14 protein-coding genes and 1 pseudogene are annotated in these 16,989 nt (G+C 67.9%); 7 read left to right on the top strand and 8 right to left on the bottom strand.

The genetic code is table 11. The annotated features are described in order from the left end of the window. On the bottom strand, positions 1-4,333 hold a 4,333-nt coding region (locus tag I55_RS02195; RefSeq protein WP_148293535.1), incomplete at its 3' end, for a GLUG motif-containing protein. Between the two features lie 570 nt (positions 4,334-4,903). On the opposite strand from I55_RS02195, the gene I55_RS02190 reads away from it, so the two are divergent. The 3 genes and pseudogenes from I55_RS02190 (at position 4,904) to I55_RS02180 (ending at position 6,367) form a co-directional block, all read left to right on the top strand. Continuing rightward, on the top strand, positions 4,904-5,113 hold the full coding sequence (locus I55_RS02190; RefSeq protein ID WP_044558823.1) for a cold-shock protein: 210 nt from the start codon (positions 4,904-4,906) through the stop codon (positions 5,111-5,113). 75 nt (positions 5,114-5,188) lie between these two features. Beyond that, positions 5,189-5,404, top strand: a pseudogene (infA, locus tag I55_RS02185) (translation initiation factor IF-1); the annotation flags it as partial. Positions 5,405-5,719: 315 nt separating this feature from the next. Then, a complete protein-coding gene (locus tag I55_RS02180; protein WP_049973761.1) occupies positions 5,720-6,367 on the top strand; it encodes a hemolysin III family protein in 648 nt (215 codons plus the stop codon). A gap of 76 nt (positions 6,368-6,443) precedes the next feature. Here the strand turns inward: I55_RS02180 and I55_RS02175 are convergent, their stop codons facing one another. The 3 genes from I55_RS02175 to I55_RS02165 are packed head-to-tail and all read right to left on the bottom strand — an operon-like array spanning position 6,444 to position 8,796. Next, entirely contained in the window at positions 6,444-7,826 is a 1,383-nt protein-coding gene (locus I55_RS02175; protein ID WP_049973760.1) for a sensor histidine kinase, read from the bottom strand. Further along, positions 7,823-8,485: a response regulator transcription factor gene (locus tag I55_RS02170; RefSeq protein ID WP_044558820.1), complete on the bottom strand. Its 663-nt coding sequence runs from the start codon at positions 8,483-8,485 to the stop codon at positions 7,823-7,825. The genes I55_RS02175 and I55_RS02170 overlap by 4 nt, the downstream gene beginning before the upstream one ends. Beyond that, the gene (locus tag I55_RS02165) at positions 8,482-8,796 is read right to left on the bottom strand and encodes a PepSY domain-containing protein (protein ID WP_044558819.1); all 315 of its coding nucleotides are present in this window, start codon (positions 8,794-8,796) and stop codon (positions 8,482-8,484) included. Before I55_RS02165 ends, I55_RS02170 begins: the two co-directional genes overlap by 4 nt. Positions 8,797-8,909: 113 nt before the next feature. On the opposite strand from I55_RS02165, the gene I55_RS02160 reads away from it, so the two are divergent. Further along, positions 8,910-9,221 (top strand): PepSY domain-containing protein, encoded by a 312-nt coding sequence (locus tag I55_RS02160; RefSeq protein WP_044558828.1) that lies wholly within the window; start codon positions 8,910-8,912, stop codon positions 9,219-9,221. Then, entirely contained in the window at positions 9,221-9,820 is a 600-nt protein-coding gene (locus I55_RS02155; protein ID WP_083900775.1) for a cytochrome b/b6 domain-containing protein, read from the top strand. The genes I55_RS02160 and I55_RS02155 overlap by 1 nt, the downstream gene beginning before the upstream one ends. Before the next feature lie 151 nt (positions 9,821-9,971). Here the strand turns inward: I55_RS02155 and I55_RS02150 are convergent, their stop codons facing one another. Further along, positions 9,972-10,778: a transglutaminase family protein gene (locus I55_RS02150; protein WP_199902425.1), complete on the bottom strand. Its 807-nt coding sequence runs from the start codon at positions 10,776-10,778 to the stop codon at positions 9,972-9,974. A gap of 409 nt (positions 10,779-11,187) precedes the next feature. Between I55_RS02150 and I55_RS02145 the strand changes: the two genes are divergently transcribed. After that, positions 11,188-12,030, top strand: coding sequence for an alpha/beta hydrolase (locus I55_RS02145; RefSeq protein WP_044558816.1), 843 nt, complete (start codon positions 11,188-11,190; stop codon positions 12,028-12,030). Here the strand turns inward: I55_RS02145 and I55_RS02140 are convergent. Next, positions 12,023-13,657, bottom strand: a complete 1,635-nt coding sequence (locus I55_RS02140) for an amidohydrolase family protein (RefSeq protein WP_044558814.1) — start codon at positions 13,655-13,657, stop codon at positions 12,023-12,025. The genes I55_RS02145 and I55_RS02140 overlap by 8 nt on opposite strands. Before the next feature lie 228 nt (positions 13,658-13,885). On the opposite strand from I55_RS02140, the gene I55_RS32655 reads away from it, so the two are divergent. Continuing rightward, positions 13,886-14,632: a class I SAM-dependent methyltransferase gene (locus I55_RS32655; protein WP_049973758.1), complete on the top strand. Its 747-nt coding sequence runs from the start codon at positions 13,886-13,888 to the stop codon at positions 14,630-14,632. Positions 14,633-14,642: 10 nt separating this feature from the next. Here I55_RS32655 and I55_RS02130 read toward each other — a convergent pair whose 3' ends face one another. Both I55_RS02130 and I55_RS02125 read right to left on the bottom strand, forming a co-directional pair. Beyond that, positions 14,643-16,514: a long-chain fatty acid--CoA ligase gene (locus I55_RS02130; protein WP_049973757.1), complete on the bottom strand. Its 1,872-nt coding sequence runs from the start codon at positions 16,512-16,514 to the stop codon at positions 14,643-14,645. A 14-nt stretch (positions 16,515-16,528) separates the two neighbouring features. Then, positions 16,529-16,989: thioesterase II family protein (locus tag I55_RS02125; RefSeq protein WP_252180982.1), on the bottom strand; the 461-nt coding region annotated here is incomplete at its 5' end.

Raw genomic sequence — 16,989 nt, 5'->3', positions numbered from 1 at the left:
CCAGGGCACCCACGTTGTTGCCGCCGGAGACGGAAACGTTGGTGAGCGCCAGGTTGGCCAGTTTGGCCGAGGCGGTGGTGGAGGCGAACAGGCCCCGATTGGCGGCGCTGCCGGTGATGGTCAGACCGCTGATGGTGTGGCCCTGGCCCGACAGCTCGCCGGAGAAGCCGGCGATGGGCACGAACCCGCCGCTCCATATGTCGGCGGTGTTGGCGAGGGACGTGCCCAAGCNGATGTCATTGGCGATGGTGTAGCGGGCGGTGGTATCCAGGGCCACCAACTGCAGTTCATGGGCGTCGCGGATGGTGGTGCTGGCCTCCGCACGTAGGATCGGGCGGGACAGGCCGGCGGGCAGATACCAGGTGTTGCTGAAATCCCAGCCGCTGAAGTTGGATTGGACCGCCATCTCGGCGGTGGTGCGGCCGGTGATGCCGGTGGCGCTGCCGCTTCCGGTGCCGCTGGACAGGCCGGTGGTCTGCTTGTCCCAGTAGGAATTGCTGATGGTGGCGCTGACATTGAAGCCGATCAGGCCGCCGATCTGCGCGCCGGGGGCGCTGATGGCGCCGCTGGCGTAGCTGTTGCTGATGGTGCCGGTGGCGCTCTGGCCCACCAGGCCGCCTATCTCATCCACGCTTCTGACAGAGGTTTCCGTGACGGTGGCGGTGGAATAGCTGTTGGAGATGTTGGTGGATATCCCCGCCAGGCCACCCGCCAGGGCTTGGCCCCCGACCCCGCCGCCGCCGGTGACGGTGATGGTGCCGCCGGCATAGGACGTGTTGATGGCCGTGGCGCTCAGGTCGGCGGTAACGCCCAGAACGCCGCCGGCATAACCCTGCCCGCCATTGACGAAGCTGAGATTGACGTCGGCCATCGAGGTGGAACCGGTGATGGTTCCGCCATTGTACTGTATCCCCACGATGCCGCCGACGCCGTAGCCGCCACCACCACGGAACGTCAACGTGCCGGAGACATAGGCGTTCGTGATCTGGCCGCCACCGTTGGCGCCGACCAGGGCGCCGACATGGCTGTCGGCGTTGGTGACGGTGATGGCCGCGTTGGTCAGGGCGATGTTGTTGAGGGCGCCGGTGTTGCCGCCGAACAGGCCGATATAGGTGTTGCTCCCGCCACCATAGGTGATGGTCAGCCCATCGATGGCGTACCCCTGGCCGTCATAGGTGCCGCTGAACGGCGTCGAGGGGGTGCCCAGGGGGATGAAGCCGGCGGGGACGCTGCCGCTTGTGGACTTCCAGATGCCGCTGGCGGTCGGGGCCGACATGCGGATGTCGTTGCTCTGGGTGTAGCTGGCCGTCAGGTCGTGGGCGACCAACTGCAACTGGTGGGCGTTGCTGATGGTCAGTGAATATTCCCAGAGGCCCAGAGGCCGGGTGCCGCCATCGCTCAACCACCAATCGGTGGTGAAGTTGAAGGCGCCGTAGGCGCTGGTCTTGTAGGCATAATTACTGGCCGCCGACTGCGCCGGGTCGCTGGTGACGGCGGTGGCGCTGCTGGTGCTGGCGCCCACGGTGGCGCCCACGGCGGACAGGCCGGCGGCGGTGTAGCTGTCCCAATAGCTGGTGGCGATGCTGCCGGCGCTGGCGCTGTCGCCGTTGGTGCCCACCAGGCCGCCCACGCTGGTGGCGCTGCCGCTGCTGCGGGTTATGCTGCCGCTGGCCCAGCTGAGGGTGATGGGGTTGGCGTTGATGCCCACCAGACCGCCCAGGTTGGTGACGCCGGTGACGGACCCGGTGGCATAGGTCTTGGTGATGCTGCCGCCCTCGGCGATGCCGATCAGGCCGCCGACGGCATCGTTGCCGGTGACATTGCCGGTGGCGTAAGCGTTGGTGACGGTCGCACCCTGGCCGAAGCCGATGAAGCCGTCCGTTCCCACCAGGCCGCCGACCTGGCTCGCGTCCGGGGCGTAGACGGTGCCCAGGGCGTAGACGTTGGTCAGCGAGCCAGAGCGCTGCCAGCCGACCAGACCGCCCACGCCGTTGCCGCTGTAGCCTTTGGGGAGGGTGATGGTGACATCGGTCCAGCTGTTGCTGATGGACTGCTGGTCATCCTGGCCGATCAGGCCGCCGATGAAGTCGCCATAGCCGGTGATGGAGCCGGTGACATGGACGTTGGTCAGGGACCCGCCGCCGTTGGCGCGCCCGACCACGCCGCCCACGCGGTTGGAACCGGCGATGTTCACATCCACCAGGCCCAGATTGCGTATCGTGGGCCCATTGCTCGTGGGCGTGTCGCCGAACAGGCCCACCGCGACCGTGCTGGGGCGATTGATGGTGAGCCCGGTGATGGTGTGGCCTAGGCCGTCCAGCGTGCCGGAGAAGCTGTCGATGGGGACGAACCCCGCGCCGCCGTTCCAGGCGGCGGTGCCGCTGGCGTCGATATCCCGGCCCAGGGCATAGGTGCCGGTCAGGTTGGTCGACAGATTCTGCAGGTTGGTGGCGGTGTTCACCAGCATGTAGGCCGTCAGGGCGCCTGACCCCAAGGCGACATTGCCGGCATAGCTGGTGGGTGAGGCATAGCTGGCGGGGTTGTAGTAAAGGTTCACCGACCCGCTGCTGCCGGTCATGTTGACACCACCGCTGGTGAACGTGACGGTGCCGCTGCCCGTCCCGGTGTTGTCGGCGCGCAGGGTGACGTCGCCGGATCCGGCGGTGTGGCTGAGCGTGCCACCGTTGAAGATGATGCTGTGATAGGCCGACAGCGTCAGGCTGTGGCTGGCCGACCAGGTCACGTTGTTGGCGACAGTGATGTCGCCCGTCTGGCTACCGATGCTGCCGGTGGTGATGGTGACGTCGGCCGTGGCCAGGGCGTTCTGCAGCGTCGTCGTGTTGATGACGGAGCTGTTGCCCGTGGGGGTGAAGGTGCCGCTGGATTGGCTGCTGTTGGAATTGCTGCCGGTGGAGATGGTGACGTTCTCTGGGTCCAGCAGCAGCTGGCCGATGCTGCCCAGCGGGGCGGTCAGATCCACCGCGCCGGTGAAGTCCAGCAGCTTGTGGCTGGATACTTCGGCGAAGCCGCCATTGCCGGTGCGGGGCCCGCCCTTGGCGCTGAGGGTGCCGGCGAACCCCGTCTGTTGATCCGACCAGACGATGACGCTGCCACCATTGCCGGTGGCGCCCGCGTCGGCCTTCAGGGTGGCGCCCGCCGCGACGGTAGTCCGGGCGGCGGTGGCCACCGCCTGCTTCACCAGCTTGGTGGCCGCGTCGCCCCCGCCCTGGCGGTCACCGCCCAGCAGGATGGTGCCGCCGGCGCCGGTGGTGCCGCTGGCGTCGACCACGGCGCCGGCCTGCACCGCCACCGACTTGGCCGTGGCGATGACGGTGCCGCCCGTACCGTCGGCGTTGGTCGCGGCCACGGTGCCGGCGATGGTGACGGCGCCGCCCTGGTCCGTGGCCGTCTCGGTCGACCCGCTGGCCGACAGCCAGATGTGCCCGTCCTTCACCGTGGTGCCGGTGGCGCGGATGGCGCCGCCGCCATTGCCGGCCAGGGCATAGATGTTGCCGCCGGCGGCCTTCAGTTCCGCCTGCGCCGCCGCGATGGCGCCCGTGTTGGTGACATCGCCACTTCCCCCTGGGCCGCCGACCTGAACATAGACCCGCTCACCCGCATCGCCATCCTTCAGCAGCACCTGCTGGCCGGCGGCCAGGCCCACGGTGCCGTTGGGGGCGGTGATGGTGCCGTCGTTGGTGACGCTCCGCGCGATCAGGAAGACGTCGCCGCCGGTGGCGGAGATCTTGCCCAGGTTCTTGACCTCGGCGTCCGTGTCGCCCTTGAACAGCAGGGTACCGCCGGCCATGAAGGCGTCGTTGGCGATGTCCAGGGTGCTGGCGGTGAAGCTGCCGCCCGTCACAACCACGCCACTGGCCCCCACCACCACGCCCGCCGGGTTGATGACATACAGCGTGCCCGTGGCCTTCAGCGTGCCCAGAATGGTGGACAGGTTGCCGCCCGTGACGCGGTTCAGGGTGGCGCCGCTGCCGTTGTTGAAGCTGACGGTGCCGCCCTGGCCGATGGAAAAGCTTTTCCAGTCGATGACGGCGCGCTGGCTGCCCTGGGTGACGGTCAGGCTGCCGTTGCCGCTGGAGATGCTGCCCGAGCCCGCTTGGAAGGCGCCACCGGTGGGCAGCGTGGGACCGTTGCCGGCGCGGGCCGTTCCGGTCGCGGCCAGCAGGGCCATGGCGGTGCCGGCCAGCAGCAGCGCCCGGCCACCGGGTCGCGCATGCCGCGAAAGCCCCGGCGAGGAATCCGCACGGCCTTCTGGGTGAACGCCACCCTCCTGCAAGCCCCGCCCCCGCACGCCCGCCCCAAACAGAGAACCCATGCTATGCCCCTGGAACCTTTAGCTTTGATCCTGGGCGCATCGGAACACGGGATGGGGTGTCGCTCAGCAAAAGCGCAAGGGACGGACCTGCCTAGACCGTCAACCGCGCCGCATTCCCCCCCCCCGGGTTCACACCTACGCCGCCGGCCGTCACCCCTTCGATGCTGCGGCTAGCAGCGGGAAGATAACGCAACCGGCGCGCGCAACGGATATGAAATATCTAAATTGCTCCTTAGTTATACTGCAATATCGCAAATTCCTGGGCGTAATTAGCAGGATACATACTTAGGGCGCATATGGTTAACGCAATGGCCGGCATTCGCCACCCTGTGAGGGCGGTCCTGCAAGCTGGCGCTTGAGATCCAAGACGACAGGCGCCCAGACCACCAATCGTCGGCGCCGACGGAACGGAGCTTGCAATGTCATCGCAAGGCGCCCACATTGGGCAGGTCGATTTTGCTTCTGGGCTATCGACCGGCAAAGCCGGCCCTTTTCCCCGTCGTGATCTTTGATGCCCTGCCGCACTCCCGCGCGGGGCAATTCTGATTGGGAAAATCCCAGGAGGACTCCATGACCATCGGTATCGTTAAGTGGTTCAATAGCACCAAGGGCTTCGGTTTCATCCAGCCGGATGACGGGTCCAATGACGTGTTCGTCCATATCTCCGCGGTTGAGCGTTCGGGCATCGGCAATCTGGCCGAAGGTCAGAAGGTCAGCTTCGACACCGTCGTCGATCCCCGCCGGGGCAAGTCCTCCGCCGAGAATCTGCGCGCGGCCTAAGCCCCCACCGAAGCATGAAGAGCGGTGGCATGAGACCCGTGCCGCCGCCTTTTTTTAGCTCCGTGGGAGGCCGGTTTGGCAAAAGAAGATTTTCTGGAGTTCGATGGCAAAATCGATGAGGCGCTCCCCGACGGCCGTTTCAAGGTGCTGCTGGAGAACGGCCATTCGATCATCGCTTACACCGCCGGCCGGATGCGCAAGAGCCGCATCAGGTCGTTGACGGGTGATCGCGTCACGGTCGAGATGACGCCCTATGACCTTACCAAAGGGCGCATCGTCTATCGGCACAAGGATGAAAAACCTGGCAGCGTCGCCATCCGGCGGCCGCCCCCACGCCGCCGCTGACGGCGCGGCGGAGATGGACAGGGGGAAAGCCAACGCCTTGCGTCGCCATAAATTCAGGGTTGGCCAGACCCTGGACTTCACCCCTCACCGGCTGGAGAAAATGCCGGCCGACGGTCCTTATGAGGTGGTTTGCCTCATGCCGTTCGAAGGGAGGGAATTTCTGTACCGTATCCGCAGCACCACCAGCGGTCAGGAACGGATAGTGCGCGAAACCCAACTTTCAGGCGCCGTGACACGGCCTTGACCGGAGAGGAGCGAGCGATGAGCACCGCCGTCATCCCGACGGGCAACGCCGTTCCGCAGTATACCGGTTTGGAATACAAGGCGGACGCCGTTGTCCACGTCGTCGGCGTGTCTGCGGCGCTCGTCGCCGGCGTCTGGCTTTTCGTGTCACGCGCGATTTCCGGTACCATGTCCGACGCCATGGGTCTGGCCGCCTACGCCACCGCCATGACAGGCATGCTCGCCTCCTCGGCCGCGTACAACATGATCCGGCGCCGGCGTCTCAAGGAATGGCTGCGGCAGCTGGACCACGCCGGCATCTTCCTGGCCATCGCGGGCACCTACACGCCCCTCCTGCTGCGCCTTCCGGCGACGCAAACCGCCGTGACGCCCACAGTCGCCCTGGCGGCGGTCTGGATGACGGCAGCGGCCGGCATCGCCTTGAAACTTTCCGCGCCCCGCCGGTACGAACGGCTGGGCTTGGCCCTCTATCTGATCCTCGGCTGGATTGGCCTGCCCCTGGTCCCCGTCCTGTCAGGCCGGCTTCAGCCTGGAACCGGCCTGCTGATCGGGACCGGCGCATTGATCTACACGGCCGGCGTCGGGGCCTACCTGCTGGAGCGACTGCGCTACCACAACGTGATATGGTCCTTGCCGCCGCCGCTTGTCACTACATGGCGATGCTGACCGAATTCCGTCCCAGTCCCCCTTAGGCGCGCGCCCGTACGGCATCAACGGGCGGACCGTTCTCGATATCACCGCATCATTTGCCAGCGGCCGCCGCCTGCGGCAGATGAAGCGAGACACTGAGCCCGCCGGCCTGCGAGGCCTCCAGGTTGAGGCTTCCACCGTGAAGGCGCGCCAACTCCTGCGTTATCGTCAGGCCCAGGCCGGTACCCGGCACCGCCTCGTCCAGGCGGGCGCCACGGGCCAGGACGTCGGACCGCCTGTTCGCCGGAATGCCGGGGCCATCGTCCTGGACGGTGATGACAATCCCACCACCAGCCGCAACGGCCGTCACCCGTACGACCGCCGAGCACCATTTGGCAGCGTTGTCGATCAGGTTGCCGGCCATTTCCTGCAGGTCCACCGGGTCGGCCCGAACCCGGGCCTGCACATCGCCATCGACCTGGATATCGATACCGCGTTCGGTATGCAGGCGTGCCACGGTGCGGGCGATCTGCCGCAGCACGGGCAGAACGACCGTTCCACCCGGGGAATGGAGCAGCGCCGGTGCGGCCCGCGCCCGGGCCAGGTGCCGCTCGATCTGATGACGCATGCGGTCCGCCTCGGCCGCCACCACCGCCGGGTCCGTGCCGCCCGGCGCGGCGGCAGCGTTGGCGATAACGGCCAGCGGGGTTTTCAGCGCGTGCGCCAGATCGGCCGCCTGCGCGCGCGCCCGCTCCACCATCGCCCGGTTCTCCTCCATCAGCAGATTGAGGTCGTCCACGACGGGCTGGACCTCGCCGGGGAAGGCGCCCTCCAGGCGGCTGGTACGCCCGGCGCGCAGGTCGGCCAAGGCCTTCCGCATCCGCCGCAGCGGTCCCAGCCCCAGGCGCACCTGGACCGCCGCCGCCGCCAGCAGACCAGCGGCGAGGATCGCCAGCGACAGACCCAAAACCCGTGAAAAACCGGCCGTCGCGGCCTGCACGTCGCTGGCGTCGGCGATCACCGCCGCGCGCACCGGCACCGCCGCGCCCGGCAGGCGCAGACTGCGCTCCCACGCCACCAGCGGCGCCCGGTTCGGTCCCGTCAAGGTGTGGCGATGAACCTCGCCATCCTTGAGGGTGTCCGCCGGCAGGTCCAGCGCTTGGTCCCAGAGCGACCGTGACCGCAGCACCCGCTTCCCGGGGCCATCCACCCGCCAATACAGCCCCGACAGCGGACGGCGGAACCGGGGATCGCTCAGGTCCCGGGCCAGGGCCACCCCACCATCCGGCGTCACCTCCAGCACCGCCGCCAGCTCATCCAGGTGCTGGGCCATGCGCCGGCCCAACTCCGCCTCGGCATGGATGCGGAACAGGTCGGTCAGGATGATGCCGGTGACGACCAGCGCCAGGGCGATCCAGAGGACCGCCAACAGGAAAAGGCGCCGGGTCAGTGAGGAGGTGGTCAGCGAAGAGAGTGTCAGCGATGAGCGCGTCACTGGGCCGCCTCCAGGCGGTACCCCAGGCCCCGTACCGTCCGGATGAGGTCGCCGCCCAGCTTGCGGCGCAGCCGGCCGACGAACACCTCGATGGTGTTGCTGTCGCGATCGAAATCCTGCGCATAGACATGCTCGGTCAATTCGGTGCGGGACACCACCTTGCCGGGATGGTGCATGAGATAGGACAGCACCTTGAACTCATGCGCCGTCAGTGCGACGGGCCGGCCGTCCAGCGTCACCCGGCCGGTGCGGGTGTCGAGCGCCACGGGCCCGCAGCGCAGTTCCGCCGTCGCCAGCCCGCCGGCCCGGCGGATCAGGGCGCGCACGCGGGCCAGCAGTTCCTCCATCCGGAACGGCTTGGCCAGGTAGTCGTCGGCGCCGGCGTCGATGCCCGCCACCTTCTCCTGCCAGGTTCCACGGGCCGTGAGGATCAGCACCGGCACCGTGATGCCCGCCGCCCGCCAGGCGCGCAGGACGGACAGGCCGTCGCGCACCGGCAATCCCAGGTCCAGCACCACGGCGTCATAAGGCTCGCTCACCCCCAGAAAGGCGGCCTCCTCGCCGTCAGGGGCCATGTCGACGGCGTAACCGGCATCCCCCAGCGCTTCGGCCAGCTGTCGGCGCAGGGCCGCATCATCCTCGGCAAGCAATATCCTCATGGCCTGCGGTCCTTCCCCGCCCCCCGTTCCTTGACCGCGAGGAGGTCGCCGGTTCGGGCGTCGTAATGCAGCTTCACGACACGCCCGCCGTCCATCAGCAGTTTGATCTCATAGACCAATCGGCCGTGCTCCTCCTCCAATTCCGCTTCCAGGAGCTGGCCTGGGAAGCGGGCCGCCGCGCGGTCCAGGATGGTGCGCAGGGGCAGCGCGCGCCCCTGTTCCACGGCGGCGCGCGCACGGTCCTGGTCGGTGTCCGCCAGGGCGGCGGGCACGGCCAGCAGGGGCAGCAGAAGGGCAACGATCCATCTCATCGGCACAGTTGACCGTTCCTTTCCTGAACGCAGGCTGAACGCGCCGTTCAGGTCCCGTTCAACGGAACCCCGCCAGGATGATGCCACCATCCAATCCCAATACGGAGGACACCATGATGTATGGCAAAATCGCCGCTGCGGCGCTGCTCGCGGGTTCCCTGGCCATCGGCGGCTATGCGCTGGCCGTCGAGACCGCGCCCGCCGGCCAGGCTCAGCCGGCGAAAACGGGGGACGCAAGCGCCCTGACCGTCCCGCAGGTGGTCGAGCGCCTGGCCGCCCAGGGCTATTCCGACATCACCGAGATCAAGCGGCACCGCGACAGGAATTACAAGGTCGAGGCCCGCGACCCCCAGGGCAAGCGGGTCGAACTGGCCGTCGACGCCCGCACGGGCGACATCCTGAAGACGGAAAAGGATGAGGACTGATGACCACGCCCATCCCCTCCGGCGGCACCCCTATCCACAGCGTTCCCAGGGGCGCCGTTTCCCCCAACGCCACGGCGTCCACAGGCATGGTGACGGTATGGGATCCGGCCGTTCGCCTTTTGCACTGGACCATCGCCGCCTCTTTCGCCGTCGCCTGGCTATCGGCTGAAGAGGTCATGCCCCTGCATGAAGCCGCCGGCTTCGTGATCCTGGTGGCGGTTGGGGTGCGGTCCCTGTGGGGCCTCATCGGCACCCCGCATGCCCGGTTCGCCGGGTTCGTGCCCAGCCCGGGTGGCTTGCTCTCCTACATGGGCGCCCTGGTGAAGGGGCGGGCGGGCCGGTATGTGGGCCATAACCCGGCGGGCGGCGCCATGATCGTGGCGCTCCTGGCCAGCCTGCTCCTGACCGTGGCCACCGGCATCGTATTGGATACGGGTGGCGGTGTTCTGGGAGAGGACACGATGGAGGACATCCACGGTGCGGCGGCCACGGTGACCCTCATCCTGGTGGTCCTGCACGTTGGCGGCGTGATCCTGTCCAGCGTGCTGCACCGGGAAAACCTGGTCCGCGCCATGGTCACCGGGCGCAAGCGGGCCTGAGGCCCCATGGTCCGACTGAAGCCCCTTCCTTTGCCAGGAAGGGGCTTCATCGCCGTGAGATCGTTTTGTCGCCCGTGGGCTGCCGTGGTCTATGTCCCTCGCGATGCCGGTCGGTTCGACACCTCAATTATCTAAAGCCAAACTGGGCTGATCAGGTGGCGGGGGCCGAAACCTCGTCGACCGTCACCTGGAAGCCCGCGAGGGTGTGCTGACCGAACGTAAGCGATAGCGGCACATCAGCCGCGTCTCGGCCCCGGGCAATCAATATCCGACCGATGCGGGGGTCGTTGTTGCGCGGGTCGAAGACGTGCCAACGTCCGCCCGACTGGCCTTCCAGGAAAACCTCGATCCACGCGGCGAAATCCTGGGGAGCATGCGGCGGCGGCAGGCCAATATCGCTGATGTATCCGGTGCAGTAGCGCGCGGGAATATTAAGACAGCGGCAGAAGGTCAGTGCCAGGTGGGCGTAATCGCGACAGACCCCTCGCCTTTCCTTGAAGGCCTCGGCCGCCGTCCGCGTGGCGCGCGAATGTTCGTAGCCGAAGGTGATGTGGTCATGCACATAATCGCAGATGGCTTGTACCCTCGCCCAACCGGGAGGCAGCTGCCCGAACAATTTCCAGGCGGTCTCCGACAGGAGGTCCGTTTCGCAATAGCGACTGCCCAGCAGGAACACCAGGGTTTCCGGCGTAAGATCCGGGATCGCGACCTCCCGGGCGCCGACGTCGGGCGTCTCCCATTCGCCGCTGTCGCGGATGATGCCATCGGTCCGGATGGTGAAGCGACCAGCGGGCGCCACCATACGCGTGCACCAGTTGCCGAAGCCATCGTGATAGCCGGACATCGGCACGGGAGGCGTTGTCGCCACCGCGTCCGGTTGCGTCAGATCACCCACCCGCGACGCATGGACATTCAGCATCAGGATGATGGGCGTGACCTGCGCCAACTCATAGGTCATCAGGCAACCAACACGAATTTCCACAACTGCCTCCAGCCGGCTTGCTGATCACCATCGAGGAAGACGAACCCGCGCTGGAGCCGCCATGAGCATGGGCGGACACCGGCTCTCATGCAACGCATTATTCTGCCTCGTTATGACGACGCATGGCCGCGACCGTGGCGTATGAGTTCGCTGGCCTTCGCCAATAACCGAACGATGGTCTGGTTTCACGCCGCATGACCCTCGACGATCGGTATGCAATTAAAGAATGATAATTAAGATAGATATTCTCCTAACACGCGATGTCCGCTATAAAGGGTCGCGCTCGTGGCCGATCGCTCTTGGCAATGGCGATTTCACAGGCGCGTTTGCGGCGTTTCGCCCAGGACCGTTCAGGGCTCATGGGCGCGGACAGGGGGATTCCGGCATGAAACTTGAGGTCATTTCCCGTCTTCCCGATGGCCCGGCACACAAGACGCCGCTGCTGTTCATCCATGGCTCCTGGCATGCCGCCTGGTGTTGGGACGTCCACTTCCTGGACTATTTCGCCCGACACGGCTATGCCGCCTACGCGCTGAGCCTGCAGGGCCACGGCGCCAGCGAAGGTCATGCGCAACTGCGCTGCACCAGCATGAGCCAGTTCGTGGACAACGTCGCCAGCGTGGCGCGCGACCTGCCCGCCCCGCCGGTTGTCATCGGCCACTCCCTGGGGGGGCTGGTCGCGCAATATTACCTGGCGAAGCATTCCGGCCCGGCCGGGGTCTTTCTTGCCTCCGCCCCGCCGCAGGGGATGTTGCGCAACATGATCCGCCTGGCCGTCAACGCCCCGCTGGCCTTCCTGAAAGCGGCGGTGACGCTGTTCATGTATTTTCTGGTGGAAACTCCGGCGCTGGCCCGGCAATGGCTGTTCACCCCCGACCTGCCGGAAGAGAAGGTCGTGGCGTATTGGCGCCTGCTGGGTAATGAGTCCGCGCGCGCCTTCATGGAAAGCCTGATAATCCCGGCCAGCCGCCAGCCGCGAACCACCGCCCCCGTCTTGGTTCTGGCGGATGAATTGGACGCGGTCTTCTATCAGGACCAGTTCCACGCCACGGCGCGGCATTACGGCACCAAGGCCGAGATCATCCCCGGCATGGCGCACGACATGATGCTTGAACCCCAGTGGGAACGGGCGGCCGAGCGCATTCTCGCCTGGCTGAACCAGACCCTGGGCGTGCCACCCGTGGCCACGGCCGCCCCGCCGCAACCGCCACCGCCGGCCGTCAGCTGACAAAATTCCGCGCCACGCGCCGCAAGGCGAACCGCACCAGCCAGCGGGCCGTATGGCGGCTGAACCGGGTTTCGAAACGCGCCTGTTCGGCCGCGATGGCGGTATCCAGATCGGCGGTCAGCATCAGGGCGCCACCCGCCACCACGGCGCTGGCCTGGGCTGGCCGCCAGCCGGGCTCCAGCGGCGACGCGGGGGCGAGCAGCAGGTCGGCCCGCGCACCGATGCCCAGCGTGCCCGCGTCCGCGACCCCCAGGACCGATGCCGCATCCCGGCTGGCCCGGGCCCAGGCATCGGCACGGGAGAGGCCCGCCCGCTCGAACAACGCGATCTCCTTGTGCAGGGCGGCGCCGGGCACAACGAAGGGCTGCTGCACATCCGTGCCCAGGCGCAAGGACACGCCCTCCTCAGCCAGCCGGCCGACCAGATCCAGCTTCATGTCAAAGGCACGCCGGGCCAGGTCGAAGTCGGCCGCCGGAATGTGGCGATACGCCGGCAGGCCGTGGCGCGGGTGCCAGATGATATCGCGGTAGAAGGCCGGCATCATGCGGGCATCGGCCGCCGTGCACTCCGTCGCATGGTCGGCCAGGCGCAGCAACCCGGCATGCGCCACCAGCGTGGGCGTGAGCGCCAGTCCCTGCCTCACACAGGCGGCCACCACCGCGTTCAGCCGTCGCGGCGTGACGGCATGCCAATCGATCGCGCGATTGACCACATGGTCACGCCGCAGGCTCGCCGGCGGCGGCACGCCCCACAGGTGTTGGGCGTCCGGCAGGGCCGCGGCCTCCATCGTCAGCCGCGTGGGCACGTGCCCCATCACCCCCAGGCCGGCGGCCTCCGCCGCCGCCACCAGGGCGCGCAGGCGCGGCACGTCCAGGTTCTCGTAAGCCTTGACCCAACTGGCGCCCAGGCGACGCAGCCGCGCCACCACCTCGGGCGCCTGCTCCGGATCGTCGTAGGCCAAGGAATTCGCCCAACGCGCCCGCCCCGTCGTAATGAAGCAATAGGCGTAGTGGATCTGCGGCCCCGGCAGCGCCCCGGACAGCACCAGGCGCAGCGCCTCCGGCGTGCCCGTGCCATCCATGTCGCCGGCGTCGCGGGTGCGCACCACGCCATGGCGCAGTTGCAGCAACAGGAACAGCGGCGTCAGGTTCAGCATGTTGTGGGGCGGCAGATGGGCGTGCAAATCCACCAACGCCGGGGCCACGGTATGGCCGCGCAGCGCCTCGATGACCGGCGTGATCCCCCCCGCCTCTTTCCCGCCAACCTCCGGGATGCCGGTTGGCGTGATGGCGGCAATGCGGCCGTCAGCGACGATCAGGTCGACATGGTCGCGCGAAGGCAGGCCGGGTTCCACCAACCTCACATCGGGCAAGCGATAACGGCCCGGCCGCATCGGCAGCAGCGGCCGGGCCGGCTTCACCTCCGCCGCCCAGGCGGCATAACCCTGGCGGGCGAAGCGGTGCAGGTCGGGCTCCACCATCGGTGTGGCGGCCAGCGCGCCGCCCGCCCCCGCGCCACAGCAAGACGCATGCACAAGCCCCTGCAGGGCCGCCAGGAAGGCCAGCCAGTCAGGGTCCTGGTCCGATGAGGCGCCGGGCAGAACGAAGCCACCTAATGGTGTCAGCATGGATACGGACTTCCCGCAAAAGGGGTCGCGAAAAAGGGACCGGCAGGTGATTTTAGCATTGCCTAGCACATCCTAAGGATGCAAATCTATACGGGTGGAGATTGTTTTTCCCACACAAAAACATCCTTCAGATTGCTTATGGCGATCTATATACATCTTTAGGTACGCCACGGTAACCACGCTCGGGGAATGGCGCGGGCGCTTGAAACTCGAAACAATGGGGCGAAGATGACTGAACAGTCACTGGCGGCCAACGACACGGCGCCGCACACGGGCACCACCCTGGGCAAAGCCTTCTGGCACCGCTATTTCAACATCTACGACACCCTGAACGAGTCCGTCACCTATCGCGACCTGGTGGCGGAGAACATCGACCTGACCGGAATGCGCCCGGGCCAGCACGTGCTGGACGCCGGCACCGGCACCGGCAACATCGCGCTGGAACTGCTGCGGCGCGGCGCCAAGGTGACCGGGACCGACTACCTGGAATCGGCGCTGGACCTCTGCCGGAAGAAGGCGCCCGAGGCCACGTTCCTGTTCGCCGACCTCACCAAACCACTCCCCTTCCCTGACGACAGCTTCGACCACGCCATCTGCGTCAACGTCATCCATCTGTTGGACGAACCGTCCCGTGCCTTGGCGGTGGCCGAGCTGCGGCGGGTGGTGCGGCCGGGCGGCCGGGTGGTGGTCACCGTGTTCGGCGTCGGCTTCCGCTCCCTCGCCGTCTACTGGCAAACCCTGCGGCGCAACAGCCAGGAGCTGGGACTGGTCAATACCATCCTGCGCGGCCTGCGCCTGACCCTGACCACCCTGCGCATCTTCTACTACGTCTCCCGTATCAGCCGGACCCATGATCGCCACAAGTACATGACGGAGGGTGAGGTGCGGGGCCTGTTCGCCGACGCCGGCCTGACGCATCTGACCATACACCGCGTCTTCGCCGGCCAATGCTGGGTTGGGGCCGGCACGAAATAGATCGGCGCCGCTACACCGGCACCCGCACCGGCGCCGATGCGATCCGCCCCACCCCATCGGCGCCAATCAGGTCGCCGTATTTCTCCAGCACCGCCTGGCGCCGGATCTTGAGGGTGGCGGTCAATTCGCCACCCTCGATCGACAGGTCAACGGCCAGCAGGGCGAAGCGGTCAATCGCGTCCGCCGCTGGACCGTCGGCGCGAACCTGGGCGACATACCGTCCGACATAAGCCAGGACCCGGGGACAGGCGGCCACCTCACGCCAGTCGGGGTCACCCCCATGGGCGCTGGGACTGTTGGCGGCAGCGGCCAGATCAGCCGCCAAGGTCCGGTCCAGGAACAACAGCGCCCCCAGCCCGCCCTGGGCGCCGAACACCACGGCCTGGGCCAGGCCCGGCATCTGGCGCAGGCGTGCCTCCAGCGGCTGCGGAGCCGTCATGCCACCGCCCGCGCGCGGGATGAGATTCCGGCACCGATCGATGATCCAGAGGTAGCCATCGGCATCGAAACGGCCGATGTCACCCGTGCGCAGCCAACCCTCCCCATCCAGCGCCTGGCGGGTGGCCTCGGGATCCTTGTAATAGCCTTTGAAGATATGGGGACCGCGGATCAGCACCTCACCGGTTCCCGCCCCCACCCCCGCCTGGACCTCATCCAGGCGAATCTCCGTCCCCGGTACCACCCGCCCCACCGAGCCGCCGCGCCAGGCGCCAGGCGCCGACACCGTGGCCGGCCCCGTGGTCTCGCACAGGCCATAGAGATCATAGAGCGGCACCCCCAGGGACAGGAAGAAATCCAGCGTCTCCGCCGCGGTGGGGGTGGAGGACGTGACCTGATAGCGGCTGCGCTGCAGCCCCAGGCGGCGGCGCACGGGGTTGAAGACCAGGGCGCGGGCCAGCCACCAGGCCAGTGGCCGGCGCCGACCGGCGCTGTCCGCCGCGGCGCCAGCCAAACCCTGGCGCCGCGCCCAGCGCACCAGCCGGGCCCGCCAGGGGCCCGACTGGGCGCCCGCCGCCTGCATGCGCGCACGGATACCATCCCATACCCGGGGCACCCCCAGGAAATAATGCGGGCGAACCTCACGCAGGTCCGCCGCCACCGTGTCCAGGCTCTCAGGAAAGCAGGTGCAACCGCCCAATCGCATCTGCATGTGAATGGAGGACAGCTGCTCCGCGATATGGGTCAGCGGCAGATAGCTCAGCACGGTATCGCCCTGACGGAAACCCACGGTGCGGCGGGCCTGGTCGGCGGTCCAGGTCAGGTTGGCGTGGCTGAGCATCACCGCCTTGGGCGCGCCGGTGGTGCCCGAGGTGTAGATCAGGGTGCAGACATCATCCAACCCCTGCCCCGCCAGGCGCGCCTGCAGCCAGGCCTCCCCCTCGGCATCGCCGGTTCCCTGGCCGAGGGCCAGCAGGGCGTCCCAGCCCATCGCCTCGCCCGCGGGGTCGATCCCATCCAGCAGGACCAGGCCGGCCAGGGGCGGCAGGCCGGCCCGGGCGGCGCGCAATCTTTCCAGACGGTCCGGTGTGTCGACCACGGCGAAGCGCGCGGCGCTGTGCCGGGCGACGTGGCGGCAGTGCTCCGCCGGGCTGGTGACATACAGCCCCGCCGGCACGCCACCGGCCAGGATGGCCCCGACATCGGCCAGCAGCCATTCCGGCCGGTTTTCCGCATACAGCAGGACCACGTCGCCGGGCACGAGGCCCAGATGCGCCAGGGCACGGGCACACAGGCGGACCCGTTCACCATACTGCGCCCAGGTCAGCGTCCGCCACTCCCCCCGCACGCGGGCCCGCAGGGCCGGCCGGGACCCGTGGCGACGCACCGTTTCCGCCAGCACCTCATGCACCAGGCGCGCCCGCGCCGGATCCGCCCGCCCCATCGGCGCCCTCCCGTTCATGTTCCCATCGCCACCCGCGCGACTGGCGGCGAGGACGCCGTCCGCCACGCCGGGCGGGCCAGTTCGGCCGCCACATGCTCCAGCACCTCGTCCCGCCGGCTGCGGATGAAGAAATGATCGCCCTCCAGCACATGGAAGGAAAAGCCGCCACGGGTCAGCGCCGACCAGGCGGCCACGTCCGACGGCGCCCCCAGCGGATCGGCGTCGCCGGCGAAGGCCACCAGGCGGCAGGACAGCGGCGGCCCGTCGCGCCAACGATAGCCGTGACACAAGGCCAGGTCGGCGCGCAGCAGGTGCAGCGCCTCCCCCTCCAGGCCGCTTTCCAACAGCCGGGCCGGCACGCCGTAGCGCACCAGGGCCTGGAGCAGGCCGGCATCGTCCAGCAGATGGGCAGGCGTCTCTTCCACCGGCCGGGGCAGGTGCGGCGCCGGCTCACCCGATACCAGCAACAGCCCCG

The sequence above is a fragment of the Azospirillum sp. B4 genome, from assembly GCF_000333275.1.
Classification (GTDB): Bacteria; Pseudomonadota; Alphaproteobacteria; order Azospirillales; family Azospirillaceae; genus Nitrospirillum.
The sequence above is the reverse complement of the archived record's forward strand: the minus strand, read 5'-3'. Positions and strand labels throughout refer to the sequence as shown.